13 protein-coding genes, 1 tRNA gene and 1 pseudogene are annotated in these 12,708 nt (G+C 58.6%); 14 read left to right on the forward strand and 1 reads right to left on the reverse strand.

The genetic code is table 11. From position 1 onward, the window contains the following. Positions 1–24: 24 nt before the first annotated feature. From CLV65_RS03640 to CLV65_RS03685, 10 genes and pseudogenes are all read left to right on the forward strand, one after another. A pseudogene (locus CLV65_RS03640) lies at positions 25–660 on the forward strand (type I phosphoribosyltransferase); the annotation flags it as partial. 105 nt (positions 661–765) lie between these two features. Next, entirely contained in the window at positions 766–1,473 is a 708-nt protein-coding gene (locus tag CLV65_RS03645; protein WP_094690638.1) for a TrmH family RNA methyltransferase, read from the forward strand. A gap of 213 nt (positions 1,474–1,686) precedes the next feature. Further along, on the forward strand, positions 1,687–1,980 hold the full coding sequence (gatC, locus tag CLV65_RS03650) for an Asp-tRNA(Asn)/Glu-tRNA(Gln) amidotransferase subunit GatC (RefSeq protein ID WP_094690637.1): 294 nt from the start codon (positions 1,687–1,689) through the stop codon (positions 1,978–1,980). A 16-nt stretch (positions 1,981–1,996) separates the two neighbouring features. After that, entirely contained in the window at positions 1,997–3,541 is a 1,545-nt protein-coding gene (gene gatA, locus CLV65_RS03655) for an Asp-tRNA(Asn)/Glu-tRNA(Gln) amidotransferase subunit GatA (RefSeq protein WP_094690661.1), read from the forward strand. Positions 3,542–3,562: 21 nt separating this feature from the next. Continuing rightward, the gene (gatB, locus tag CLV65_RS03660; RefSeq protein ID WP_094690636.1) at positions 3,563–5,062 is read left to right on the forward strand and encodes an Asp-tRNA(Asn)/Glu-tRNA(Gln) amidotransferase subunit GatB; all 1,500 of its coding nucleotides are present in this window, start codon (positions 3,563–3,565) and stop codon (positions 5,060–5,062) included. A 310-nt stretch (positions 5,063–5,372) separates the two neighbouring features. After that, positions 5,373–6,557: a GNAT family N-acetyltransferase gene (locus CLV65_RS03665; RefSeq protein ID WP_094690635.1), complete on the forward strand. Its 1,185-nt coding sequence runs from the start codon at positions 5,373–5,375 to the stop codon at positions 6,555–6,557. Continuing rightward, positions 6,554–6,871, forward strand: coding sequence for a DUF2469 domain-containing protein (locus CLV65_RS03670; protein ID WP_094690634.1), 318 nt, complete (start codon positions 6,554–6,556; stop codon positions 6,869–6,871). Before CLV65_RS03665 ends, CLV65_RS03670 begins: the two co-directional genes overlap by 4 nt. 244 nt (positions 6,872–7,115) lie before the next feature. Next, complete coding sequence (gene rplS / locus CLV65_RS03675) at positions 7,116–7,478, forward strand: 50S ribosomal protein L19 (RefSeq protein WP_094690660.1); 363 nt, start codon at positions 7,116–7,118, stop codon at positions 7,476–7,478. Between the two features lie 202 nt (positions 7,479–7,680). Then, the gene (gene lepB / locus CLV65_RS03680; protein WP_244569082.1) at positions 7,681–8,424 is read left to right on the forward strand and encodes a signal peptidase I; all 744 of its coding nucleotides are present in this window, start codon (positions 7,681–7,683) and stop codon (positions 8,422–8,424) included. A gap of 63 nt (positions 8,425–8,487) precedes the next feature. Next, complete coding sequence (locus tag CLV65_RS03685; protein WP_244569081.1) at positions 8,488–9,330, forward strand: ribonuclease HII; 843 nt, start codon at positions 8,488–8,490, stop codon at positions 9,328–9,330. 134 nt (positions 9,331–9,464) lie between these two features. On the opposite strand, the gene CLV65_RS03690 is transcribed toward CLV65_RS03685, so the two are convergent. Then, positions 9,465–9,538, reverse strand: a tRNA-Gly gene (locus tag CLV65_RS03690). 251 nt (positions 9,539–9,789) lie between these two features. Between CLV65_RS03690 and CLV65_RS03695 the strand changes: the two genes are divergently transcribed. The 4 genes from CLV65_RS03695 (at position 9,790) to rpsO (ending at position 12,552) form a co-directional block, all read left to right on the forward strand. Further along, entirely contained in the window at positions 9,790–10,563 is a 774-nt protein-coding gene (locus CLV65_RS03695) for a hypothetical protein (RefSeq protein WP_094690633.1), read from the forward strand. Between the two features lie 238 nt (positions 10,564–10,801). Continuing rightward, positions 10,802–11,461 carry a hypothetical protein gene (locus CLV65_RS03700; RefSeq protein ID WP_144441838.1) on the forward strand — a complete coding sequence of 220 codons (660 nt, stop codon included), beginning with the start codon at positions 10,802–10,804 and terminating at the stop codon, positions 11,459–11,461. 241 nt (positions 11,462–11,702) lie between these two features. Beyond that, positions 11,703–12,152: a large conductance mechanosensitive channel protein MscL gene (gene mscL / locus CLV65_RS03705; protein ID WP_094690631.1), complete on the forward strand. Its 450-nt coding sequence runs from the start codon at positions 11,703–11,705 to the stop codon at positions 12,150–12,152. A gap of 130 nt (positions 12,153–12,282) precedes the next feature. Then, a complete protein-coding gene (gene rpsO, locus CLV65_RS03710; RefSeq protein WP_094690630.1) occupies positions 12,283–12,552 on the forward strand; it encodes a 30S ribosomal protein S15 in 270 nt (89 codons plus the stop codon). Positions 12,553–12,708: the final 156 nt, after the last annotated feature.

Genomic DNA, 12,708 nt, shown 5'->3' on the forward strand with positions numbered 1-12,708 from the left:
CATGGCAGTGAGTAGGGTGAAAGCATGAGTTCCGAATTCAAACCGACTGGGGCGCCGGAAGTGCGTGACGCTGTGAGCTACGACATGCGTGAGCCGAAGGACCGCCTGCGCGATATGGTCGCCGCAGAGGTGCGAGATAAGCCGTTCAGTGAGTTGATGAACGTCAGTCTCGACCATGAAGGCGCCCAGCTGGCCGGTCATGTGCTGCTCGACACGCTGGAAGAGCAAGGCTATGGCTTGGATGACTTCGATGCAGTCGGTGCGTTGACAGCAGCCGCGGTGCCGCTTGCATGCGCGATGGTTCATGCCGCCGCATCGCGCGGGCAAGATCTTGATGCTTTCGTCATGGATTTCGTCTATCCATCCATCAAGGGGCCCTCGATCGAAGGCAAGCGTGTGATCCTGCTGGATTCGTGGCTTTCCGAGAAGTCCTATGTGCAAACGTCATCATTAGTGACGCTGCGCCATGGCAACGAACTTGGTCTTGATTTCTCCATCGTCACATCACGCGGCGCCCAAGTCGTGGCAATCGCTTCGCTCGTCGGCGGTGTGCATTCCCCGTCCGGCGAGCCCGTGGCATCCATTGATGTGGTCGACCCCGTCACTGATACGCACACTCAACTGCCTTTCGTCGGAGTGTTCGACGAATACGCTTTGCGTGGCGCAGCTGATGCCTCGGATTCCTCGACTGACGATTCCCGCACTGGTGATTCTTCCACCGCTGATTCCGCTCCGGCGGATTCCGGTCAGTGAGGTGGCGCCACAGTGCATGAACCTTCTGAATTTACCAAGCAGGTGGCGGCGTCTGGAGAACCACAATTGCGCGAAGTGGGAGTAGGTCCCTGGAGCTCAGAACATCCAGGTGAGCCCGTGCCTCGGGACCCGCGCTTCGATCCTGACCTGCTCCGTGAAGGCGACCGACGCAATGTGATGGACCGATATCGCTATTGGACGGTCGAAGCCATCAAGGCGGATCTGGACGCTCAAGGCCGCCATCCGTTCGAAGTGGCGATAGAGAACTGGACGCATGATTTCAATATCGGTTCCATCGTGCGCACAGCCAACGCATTCACCGCCAACCGCGTGCATATCGTCGGGCCGCACAAGTGGAATCGCAAAGGCGCTCTCATGACGGAGCTCTACCAACACGTAGAGCATCACCCCAGCATTGAAGCGCTCGTCGACGATGTGCGGCGTGAATCCGAGGATGCGGGACTTCCCATGCCTCGAATCATCGCTCTCGACATCGTGCCCGGCGCGGTGCCGATAGAAACATATGACTTCCCTGAGCGCTGTCTCATGCTTTTCGGGGCGGAAGGCCCTGGTCTGTCGCGCAAGGCGCTCGACCTCGCCGATGACGTGGTATATATCTCGCAATTCGGGTCTGTGCGCTCCCTCAATGCTGGCGCTGCGGCGGCAGTGGCCATGCATGCCTGGATCGCACAGCACGCATGCCCCGGAGCGTCCAACTGATTCCTCAAGGTGCTCAACAACTGATCCCCCAATGACCACTTGGACCACTTGCTGATTCGGCGTCTGATTCCGTGACCAGCCCTCCGACCGATCTTGCGGCCAATCTCCAGTTGATTCCCCAGCCGATTCCCCAACTGATCGTCCGGCCAATTCCCAACTGATTCCTTGGAATTGCAATTAGGCGTGTCACACTGAACTCATATAGTTGGGGCTATGCCAACATTCACACGCAAAGAGATGGAGCACCTGGCAGACCTGTCCAGGATCGCTCTGACTGATGAAGAAATCACCCGAATGCAGGGCGAGCTCAACGTCATCGCCGACGCCATTGATGAGGTCCAGAAGGTCGCGACCGACGACGTGCAGCCGACTGCGAACCCGATTCCGCTCGAGGCGTATCTGCGCCCGGATGTGCCGGAGAAGCCGCTGACGCAGGAAGAAGCCCTTGCAGGCGGCCCTGTGACCGATCAAGGCATGTTCGTCGCCCCGCAGATCTTGGGCGAGTGAGGTGAAAGACGCAACCATGAGCACTACGAACAACGAATTGGTGAAGCTTTCCGCCTCGCAGATGGCGGAGAAAATCCGCAACAAAGAAGTCTCCAGCCGCGAGCTGACACAGGCTGAGCTCGACGTCATCGACGCCGCGGAACCGCAGCTCCACGCATTCCTCCATGTTTCCGCTGACGAGGCTCTTGCTCAGGCGGACGCTTTTGACGAGAAGCTTGCCGCTGGCGAGACCGAAGGCCTTCCTGAACTGGCGGGCGTGCCGATTGCCATCAAGGACATGATTGTCACGAAGGGCATCCCCACCACCGCCGCTTCGAAGATTCTCGAAGGCTGGGTGCCGCCGTATGACGCCACGGTCATTGAGAAGATCAAGGCTGCTGGAATGCCGATCCTGGGCAAGACGAATCTTGATGAATTCGCCCAGGGTTCCTCCACCGAGCACTCCGCTTTCGGCAATACGTACAATCCGTGGGACAAGCAGCGCGTGCCTGGCGGTTCCGGCGGCGGTTCCGCAGCCGCGGTGAGCTCCTATGAGGCGCCTCTTGCGCTCGGCACCGATACCGGCGGCTCCATTCGCCAGCCCGCTTCCTTCACCGGCAGCGTTGGCGTCAAGCCCACGTATGGTGGCGTGAGCCGTTACGGCGCCATCGCCATGGCATCCTCGCTCGACCAGATTGGTCCCTGCGCTCGCACCGTGCTCGATGCGGCCCTGCTTCACGAAGTCATCGGTGGCAACGACCGTCGTGACTCCACGTCCATCCCCGAGCCCATGCCTCATGTCGTCGACGCTGCCCGTGAGGGCCTCAAGCGCGACCTCACGGGTGTGCGCGTCGGTCTCATCAAGGAGATCAGCGGCAATGGCGAAGGCTTCCAGCCCGGCGTCGCCAAGCGTTTCGACGAAGCCGTCAAGCTTCTCGAATCCATGGGCGCCACGGTGACCGAGGTGAGCCTGCCTCACCTGTCGTACTCCTTGGGCGCTTACTACATCATCATGCCGTCCGAGGTCAGCTCCAACCTGGCCCGTTACGATGGCATGCGTTACGGACTGCGTGTCATGCCTCCCACCGGTGTGCCGCAGACCGCCGCCAACATGATGGCTTACACTCGTGAAGCCGGATTCGGCGACGAAGTCAAGCGCCGTATCGTCCTGGGCACCTACGCGCTGTCCGCTGGCTATTACGACGCTTGGTACGGCTCCGCCCAGAAGGTGCGCACACTCGTCATCGAAGACTTCGCCAAGGCGTTCGAGCAGGTGGATGTGCTTGCGTCCCCCACCGCTCCGACGACTGCGTTCAAGTTCGGCGAGAAGACCGACGACCCGCTGGCCATGTATTTGGGCGATGTCACCACGATCCCGGCCAACCTCGCCGGTGTACCCGCCATCTCCGTGCCGTGCGGCGTGGACGATGAGACGAACATGCCCGTGGGCTTCCAGTTCTTCGCTCCCCAGAAGCGCGACGACGTCATGTACAAGCCGGCAGCGGCTCTCGAAGCCGCGCTGGAAGAGACGTGGGGCGGCAACATCCTCACCAAGATGGCCACACCGTGGCTTGCTGACTGACGGAGAGGCAAAGGTTTCAAAATGGCAGAAAAATTGATGAAGTTCTCCGAGGCCGTCAAGAAGTACGATCCGGTCATCGGTTTGGAAACGCACGTCGAGCTGTGCACGAACACGAAGCTGTTTTGCCCGGCGCATGTGGAATTCGGCGGCGAGCCGAACACCCAGCTGACGCCTGTCTCGCTCGGCTTGCCCGGCAGCCTGCCGGTTGTGAACGCCACAGCCGTTGACTTCGCGATTAAGCTCGGCCTCGCCCTGCATTGCAAGATCAACGAGTGGAGCCAGTTCGCCCGTAAGAACTACTTCTACCCGGATATGCCGCGCGATTACCAGATCTCGCAGTATGACAAGCCGACGAACGGCGAGGGTTACCTCGACGTCGAGCTTGACGACGGCAGCATCTTCCGCGTGCCGATCGAACGTGCACACATCGAAGATGACGCTGGTAAAAACACGCACGTTGGTGGCGCTGACGGCCGTATCGAAGGTGCCGACCACTCGTTGTGCGATTACAACCGCGCAGGCGTGCCGCTTATCGAGATCGTGACGAAGCCGATCACCGGCGTGGGTGCGCGTGCCTCCGAAATCGCAGGCGCTTACATGCGCACGCTGCGCGACATCGTCAAGGCTTTGGGAATTTCTCACGCGCGCATGGAGCAAGGCAATATGCGCGCCGACGTGAACGTGTCACTGCGTCCCACGCCTGACGACCCGCTGGGCACCCGTTCCGAGACAAAGAACGTCAACTCGTTCCGCGGCATTGAAAAGACCGTGACGTACGAGATTCGTCGCCAGGCGGCGATTCTTGACGACGGTGGCGAAATCCTGCAGGAGACTCGCCATTGGGATGAAGCCACGCAGTCCACTGCTGGTGGCCGCCTCAAGACCGATGCTGACGATTACCGTTACTTCCCCGATCCTGACCTCGTGATGCTGCACATCACGCCTGAGCACATCGAACGCATCAAGGCCCAGATGCCTGAGATGCCGCGCGAACGGCGCAACCGTCTGCAGTCCGAGTGGGGTCTGACCGATGACGCGATGCGTGACATCGTCAATGCCGGGGCTCTTGACCTCATCGAAGACACGGTGAAGGCCGGTGCTTCCGCACAGGGCGCTCGCAAATGGTGGCTGGGCGAGATTTCTCGTGCGGCGAACGAGCAGGAGAAGTCCCTCGACGACATGCCGATCACCCCTGCGGATGTGGCACAGGTCGAGAAGCTCATCGCAGACGGCAAGCTCAACGACAAGCTCGCCAAGAAGACGGTGCTTGGCGTGCTCGCCGGCGAAGGCACTCCGGCCGAGGTTGTCAAGAAGCATGGCTATGAGGTCGTGCAGGACACGGGTGCGCTTGAGGCTGAGGTTGACAAGGCTCTCGCCGCGAACCCCGACATTGTCGAGAAGCTCAAGTCCGGCAACATGAAGCCGATGGGCGCCATCATCGGTGCCGTGATGAAGGCGACGCGCGGCCAGGCAGACGCCAAGGCCGTCAGCGGCTTGGTCATGAAGAAGATCAAGGGCTGACCTCTCATCCGCTGAATCTGCACAATCTGCTGCATTTTCAGTATTCGCAGGGCATCGAACGGTTCGCTGTTCGATGCCCTGTTTGCATTCCTCCCCAATGTGCAAAAGACAGGCAGAAGAAGTACAAAAGAGGGGCGGAAGACGGTTGGGGGAAGGGCAATGCCCCGAGTTTGGCAGCCCTGCGAATGAAAAGAAAATGGAGAAGTGTTCGCGCCGGGCTAACACAAGACGGTCAACTGGGCTACGATAGTCGAGGCACAGAGTCCAAGCAGACACAGCATGCATTATGCAGAAAGGGAAACGTCAGCACATGTCCACCTCAGCCGATGAAGCCGATGAACGGGAACGCACGCTTCCAGAAGTCATCACCATCCCTGATATTCGAGGGGAGATGTGTCGGTTGCGTCCCGCGACATGGGCGGATTGCCAGCGCATGGATGACATTCATGCGTTCGACGATGCCGAAACGATCACCGGAAAGTCGTCGCGTGCGGAACGTGCCGTGGTGAGGGCGTGGGTGTCGCGTTCTGTGGCATGGTCCGGTGGCGTCGGTAACGCTGCCGATGCATCGTCCATGCCGGGGTGGTCCGATCCCGAATCCCGTGGTGTCATGGCGTGGTCGATGTACACCGATGCACAGCACACAGATTCCCATGATTCCCATGATTCCGCTGAACCGGGCGCTGAGCCCGATTCCACGCTCATTGGCATGATTTTCTTGGTCGACATCGACTGGTGGAACAAGTCCGCCCGTCTGCAGGTGGTGCTGGGCGTGGATTATCGCGGCCGTGGTTATTCGCGTGATGCGATGCCGCGAGTCATGACCTTCGCTTTCGCCCGCCGCCCTGTGGGCTTGGGGCTCGAACGCATCTGGCTGAGTCTGCCCGATGCTAATACCCGCAACTCCAGTGTGTATGAATCCTTGGGATTCGACCTCACCGGGCATTCGCGCAATGCCATGTGGGACAGCCGTGATGGCGAATACCACGATGTGCTGATCTACGACGAAATCGCGGAAGAATACGATCCGATTCGTTCTCTTGCAGCGTTCGGTCTTCACAACATCATCGACAATCCTGGTGTGAAGGAAGCTCTGGCGGCTCGTGCCGAGGCAAATGAAAGTGACGCTGCTGATTCCGAAGCCTCGGATGGTAGCGCCTCCTCCGAGACGGCAGCGCCAGCTTCCCATGCTGACAGCTCTGCACCGTCGGATTCCGTTGGCGTGGAGTCTGCGGTATTGCAAGGGGATGGGTCTGCGTCCGCCCATGCTGATAGTGCTGCGCATACCTCGACGGCCGATGAGGAATCACCGAAGAAGTCATCTGATGATGCGCTTGATGATGCTTTGAGTGAGCTGAGCGGCGAGTATGGTGGTTCGTCAAGCGTCCATACCGATTGGGCGTATGGTGACGATGCCATCAGGCAGCCTGGCAAGAAGCGCGCTTGGTGGCGCAACTTGGGGCGGAACCGCAACCGTAAAGGAGATGAGTCGTGAGCGCTGAAGACCTTGACAATTATGAAACCGATGCCGAGCTGGCGCTGTATCGCGAATACCGCGATGTCATCAAGCTGTTCACGTATGTGGTGGAGACGGAACGGCGCTTCTACTTGGCGAATCGTGTCGATTTCAATGTGCGCTCCGCCGGTCAGGACGTGTATTTCGACGTGCAGCTGACCGATGCGTGGGTGTGGGATGTCTACCGTCCCTCGCGTTTTGTCAAGAAGGTGCGGATTGTAACCTTCAAGGACGTCAACATCGAGGAAGTGCAGAAATCCGATATAGAGATACCGGATGATTTTGCCGGTTAGCGCACAGGCAATATTGTGACGTGGTGCCGCCGGCGTCGTTTTCAGCGTCACGTGGTATAATCCTGTGTGTTTGTGCCGGGTTATGCATCGCCGCGCAGATGCACAGCCTTGATAGGTCCAGCCGCACGAAACTGTGGCGGATTGGCACGCCCCCGATGGCAAACCGGAGGGGATGGAAACGGATGTGTCCGCGATTTCGCGGCGCATCCCCGACAACGCTGATGCGCGGCGGCGTCGGAGGAACATTATGAACGCCGTTGAGGCATTTGAAGCTAAGCAGCTCGAAAACGCACCCGAGGTCCCGGCTTTCCGCCCGGGCGACACCGTCAAGGTGAACGTGAAGATCCAGGAAGGCGCCAACACCCGTCTCCAGGCTTTCCAGGGTGTGGTCATCGCTCGTCAGGGATCTGGTCTGCGTGAGACCTTCGTGGTCCGCAAGATCAGCTTCGGCACTGGTGTGGAGCGTCGCTTCCCTGTGCATTCCCCGATCATCGATTCCATCGAACTCGTGCGCAAGGGCCGTGTGCGCCGCGCCAAGCTGTACTACCTGCGCAAGCTGCGCGGCAAGGCAGCTCGTATCGTCGAGCGCCGCGACAACGCTGTCTGAGTGCTTCCGCCGCTTCCTATGCGTTGCGGCGTGATGGCATGAAGGCCGTCGTTCGTATGCAAGGGTCCAAGGCTGCCAAGCCCTGGGCCCTTGTGCTTTTTTACAGGCGTTTTACTCATCTTATTATCAGAAGCATCGATTACATTGGAAACATCCTGTGCACGGTGGATTGACAGTATCGACAATGGGGATGGCAGCGGATATGGCATACACACACGATGGCAAGTATTCAGCCAACACCGGTAGCGACCGCGCCGGTGCGTATGCCTCGCGCTCAGCCAACGGCGGCGCTTCTGGTGGGAACTCTTCATCCAATCTGGGCATCACCCTGCGCGAGGTGCTCCATTGGCTTGTGGTGCCGGTGCTCATCGTCGTGGTGCTGCGATGCTTCTTCTTCGGCATGTATGTGATTCCCTCCGCGTCGATGGAAAACACGCTAGGCATCGGCGATCGTGTGGTGACGAGCCGCATCGCCGCCAGCCGCGGCGACATCAAGCGGGGGGACATCATCGTGTTCAAGGATCCCGCTGGCTGGCTCAGCGTCAGCACTACAGAGACAGGGTCGGACTATCTCATCAAACGCGTCATCGGCGTGGCGGGTGACCGCGTGGCATGCGAAGGCAATGGCGCACCGGTGACCGTCAACGGCGTGGAAATTGACGAAACATCATACCTGCGCCCCGGCGCTGATCCTTCCGAATTTGCCTTTTCTATCACAGTGACCGATGGCAACCTGTTCGTGCTGGGTGACAACCGCGCCAATTCCGCGGATTCGCGGTATCACACGGGGGACGGCAACAATGGGCTCGTGCCTGTCTCTGACGTGGTGGGCGTGGCTCTCGCCGTGTATTGGCCGATTTCTGACATGAAAGCGTTGAAAAACCACGAAGGTGTGTTCGCCAAGGTGCCCGATGCGAATGCCGCGTCTGGTTCCGGCGCACAGTGAAGATGGACGCAGTGAAGTTGAACGCAGTGAAGTTGAACGCAGCGAAGTTGGACGTGATCTCTCGTGGTTTCTAAGAAAGACAAGACAGGAAGTCGCTCTGCCATCCCTACGCTCGAATGGGAACGTGAGCTTGCTGCAGATGCCGACTATGTGCTGGGCATTGATGAAGTGGGTCGCGGTTGCCTGGCCGGCCCGGTTGCATTGGGCGTGTCGGCGGTGTCAGCGCAGCGCTTGACAGCGGGTGTTGATGCCGTTGAAGGAGTGCGGGATTCCAAGAAACTCACGCCGCATCGCCGTGAAGTGTTGCTGCCGCAATTGCAGCAATGGTGCGATGCATGGGCCGTGGGCTGGGCGAGCAGCGAAGAGATCGACCAATGGGGCATTTCGCACTGCTTGGGATTGGCGGCGTTGCGGGGAATTGCAGCGGTGCAGCATGCGTTGCAGGCTGGTGCCACGGTGCCGGTGCAGTGCGCGGTTTGTGGAACAGGTGCGTGCCGCGCCGCAGGCGATGCGATGGGTGCGGTGGATGCAGCAGGCGTGGAAGGTGCTGCAATTGGCGCGCCGGTCGCGCCGAATGAACGGTGTGCGCGTTTTCATGCGATTTTGGATGGACCGAACGATTACATCACTCCCGCGGCGCAAACTTTTGATGCGCCTGCATTGATTGCTCCATGCCGCGTGTCTACACGGGTCAAGGCTGACATGACCTGCGCCTTGGTTTCCACGGCATCGGTGATTGCAAAAGTGACGCGAGATCGCTACATGACGGAGCTTGCCGAGGAGAACCCCCAATGGGCTGCCTACGATTGGGCGGACAACAAGGGTTATGGCACTGCAGCGCATCGTGCCGCGATTGCGAACCTTGGCCCGACGCCATACCATCGTCGCACATGGCATTTGGTCTAGTCGTGGTCTAGTTGCGTTGAGGGAACGATTGCGCAGAAGAAACTGAAAACAGAGGAGACCCAAAACAGAGGAAGCCAAAAATCCAAGAAAACACGTGAAAAACAGGGAAGCACGTGCTTACAGCAGCGGTGCGATGGAGCGGGCGACGGGAATCGAACCCGCGTAATCAGTTTGGAAGACTGAGGCTCTACCATTGAGCTACGCCCGCGTGGAATCGGCGAATCAAGCTGAGACAACGTCTGTGAAGCTGATTGCTCGACAACCGAGGCACCATTATACATAACCCTTCGAAATCTTCAACTCATGGGGCGTCCGAGATTGAGGTGGACTCTCAAGCGGTGAACCGGGGCTGTGCCGCGCATATGCCATGAGGCGTTCCCGGCTGGTAGGGTGGTGGGGTAATGGTCCGCAAAGTGCCACGTCCACGGACGCGGCGTACTGAGGAATCGAGTAACGCTCATGGCAGATGGACAGCACATCCCGTCAGCTGAAAGCACGACCGGTGAGGCAAAGGCGGTGGGTGAGACCCAAATGTTAAGTCAAACCGCGATTCATCCGCACATCGAGCTCTCTTCTGATTCCCTTGCTTCTGATTCTGCCGATTCTCAGTCGGCCGGCGCCCCTGTTCAACCGCTCACGGACGAGCAGATCGAGGCGAAGCTCTCATATGCAGATATCCAGCGTCGCAAATCGCGTCCTCGTTTTTGGCTGCTGTTTCTCCTTAGCTTGCTTGTGGTGCTCATTGCACCGTATGGCGTAGGCCGCTGGCTTGCGTTCAACCGCACCGGTCGGTTGATCACCATGCTCTCGTCCATTGATCCGCGAGGCATAGCGCTGCTGTCGTGGAGCGTCACCGTGTTTTGCTTCGTGTCGCTGCTCATGGCATTCCTTGACAGCATGCGCGTTAAGTGGACTGCTGCATTTTTGATTTTTCTAGCCTGCGTGCAGTTCATTTCAGGATTTTGCTTGTTGAAAGCCCAGTTCTGGTTCTCCACCTACGTGGTGTATGGTTCCGCCGCAGGAGTCGCGAATGCTGCGAACGTGGGAATTCTCGCGGCGGCAGTTGGACTCGCGGTCTTTGCTGTGCTATATGTGGTGATTCTCGTGGTTGTCAAGAAGAGCTCGCCACTCAATGTGCTCACCGAGGATTGGGCCGCCCTCATCATGTTTTGGGCTGTTGAAATCATCGCTTTCGTTATCAGCGTCTTCAGCGTGCTTCGCATGTTCGTGTGAAGCACGGATGCATCGTCCCGGCTGATTTTCGGCAGGGGCATCGCGAGTGAGGCATCGCGCGTGGGGTATCGCACTTTTATGTGTTAAGAACGCCATCGCCATCGTGCATGGACGATGGCGAAATTTTGCAGCACCTTCACAATTTTCTTGATTATTCCCTGCGAAAAAACATTAAAATTGCATTACTTCTTCAGCGTGATTGCTGAGGGGTGGGGAGTTTTGATGTAAGGAAGTAACGATGAGTAGCGGTATGAATAACGATGAGAAAAACAGGGGATTGTTCGCGAATTCGCATCATCGTCAGGCGTGGCGTAAGGTCGCGGGATTGGCTGCGGTCGCGGCATTGACAATGGGCGGTGCCGCCGCATGCGGTACAACGAACACCGCTGGTGGTTCGCTGTCCGGCAGTGAATCCAGCTCCACTGGATCCATTTCGCGCGCCACATTGTATAGCAGCATTGCGGATCTGGCATCTGCCAGTGATGCGGTGGTGGTCGGCAGTGTCGCTTCCCAAAAGGTCGCTGCCGACGTTGATGGCACGACGGAATTCACTCTGTCTATCATTGATGTGTCATCCGTGCTCAAGGGAGACGTACAAGATCAATCACAAATCGTGGTGCGCCAGACGGGTTCCACAAATCAGCCTTCGGGCGAGACTTTCATGACGGAAGGCACGACGTACCTGCTGTATTTGGTCAAATCCGGCTTGGACGGCGATCTTGCGAAGCAGTATTACGTGACTGGTGCTACGGCGGGTCTGTATGCAGCGCAGCAATCCTCGGCGGCCAAATCCGCGACAGGTTCCAATGCGGGCTCGGAGCAGACCTTTAGCCGGGTGAACGTGGACTCGGGCGATACGTTGCCGGCGACGGTGACGGCGGCGGATGCATTGAAATAGACGGCTGCATATTCCCTCGTCCACCGTCTTGTATCGTTTTCGGTTGATTGCCGGTGCAATCGCAGCACGGTCGCAGCGTGCATGAACGGGGTGGATCGACGAGCGGAGGCCTCGTCAAGCACCCTCGTGTAGGCTGGGTGTCGAGGACGGTTTCTTGTGGACGCGACCGCGGCCTGCCTGCCTCCGTGCGGCGCTTTGCGCCGTCGATTGCCGATGTTTCGGTACTTATTAAGGAGCCATTATGCTCAAGGGATTCAGGGAATTCATTTCGCGCGGCAATGTCGTGGATATGGCCGTCGGCGTTGTGATGGGCGCTGCGGTCACGTCGATCGTCAACTCCATTGTCGACAACCTCATCAATCCGCTCATCGCCATGATCTTCGGGCACCCGGATATGTCAAGCATGCTGTGCATTCGCTTCAACGGGGCGGTCATCAGCTTCGGTGCCATCCTCAACTCCGTCATCAACTTCCTGCTCATTGCCATCGCGGTGTATTTCTTCATCGTCGTTCCCATGAACAAGTTCCGTGAGGCGGGTTCCAGCGCGTTGAAGAAGGTCATGCGCAAGGATACGGATGACGCGGCAGCCGATGCCGAGGAAGACACGCGCACGCCTGACGAGATGCAGCTCGAACTGCTGGGCGAAATTCGCGACCTGCTCAAGGAACAGAAGGACTCGCAACTCAAGTAGCGGCTTGACGCGGCGTGGCGCGACCATGCTTTGCTGTATAGTGAGCTTTTGGCGTGTTCCGCCCGCGGATACAGAGCGCTACGGCAGAGGGCCGTGGCACCGCGCAGCCAAAGTTTCTTAAGGAGGACTTGTGGCACTGAGCACTGACGAAAAGCAGGCTATCATCAACGAATATGCAACCCACCCGGGCGACACCGGTTCTCCTGAGGTTCAGGTTGCGCTGCTGAGCAAGCGCATCAACGATCTGACCGAGCACCTGAAGAGCCACAAGCACGATCATCATTCGCGCCGCGGTCTCCTGCTCATGGTTGGTCAGCGTCGTCGTCTGCTTGGCTACCTCGAGAAGGTGGACATCAACCGTTACCGCTCTCTGATTGAGCGCCTCGGTCTGCGCCACTAGGAGTCTTCCGCCCGAGTCGTTTACGGCTCGGGCGCTTTTGCATATCGGAGGAATTGCATTCGGAGGAACGACACGTGAGGAATTGGTCCCGCGCAGGTGCGCAGGACAGTGAAGCATGAGGAAAGCCCCCGGCGCGTAAGGTATCGCGCCCGGTAT

Source organism: Pseudoscardovia suis, assembly GCF_002797875.1.
GTDB lineage: Bacteria > Actinomycetota > Actinomycetes > Actinomycetales > Bifidobacteriaceae > Pseudoscardovia > Pseudoscardovia suis.